The sequence below is a fragment of the Streptomyces sp. C10-9-1 genome (genome assembly GCF_024497955.1).
GTDB classification, from domain to species: domain Bacteria; phylum Actinomycetota; class Actinomycetes; order Streptomycetales; family Streptomycetaceae; genus Streptomyces; species Streptomyces sanyensis.
Window position 1 is genome coordinate 1 of the sequence record NZ_JANHKP010000038.1, and the last position, 426, is coordinate 426.

Consider the following 426-nt stretch of genomic DNA (forward strand, 5'->3'; position numbering starts at 1 on the left):
GGGGGTGGTGGGTGCGTCCCGGGCGCTGGGGTGGCTGCTGGTGGTGACGGGGGCTGCGGGGTTGGTGGCGGCGTGGGTGATCACGCTGGACAAGTTCCGGTTGCTGGAGGATCCGGGGTTCACGCCGGGGTGTTCGCTCAATCCCGTGGTGTCGTGCGGGAGCATCATGAAGAGCGAGCAGGCGGGGGTGTTCGGGTTTCCGAATCCGATGCTGGGGCTGGTGGCGTACGGGGTGGTCGTGGCGGTGGGGGCGGGGCTGCTGGCGGGTGCGCGGTACCGGCGGTGGTTCTGGTGGGGGCTGAACGCGGGGTGCCTGTTCGGGGTGGGGTTCTGTACCTGGTTGATGCAGCAGTCGCTGTACGTGATCGGTGCGCTGTGTCTGTGGTGCTGTCTGGCGTGGGTGGCGACGATCGTGATGTTCTGGTA

Annotated in this window: 1 protein-coding gene; it reads left to right on the top strand. The window is 68.1% G+C overall.

What is annotated here, in order from left to right:
- Positions 1-4: 4 nt before the first annotated feature.
- A partial coding sequence (locus NPS70_RS28410) for a vitamin K epoxide reductase family protein (RefSeq protein WP_256527335.1) occupies positions 5-426 on the top strand: 422 nt, incomplete at its 3' end.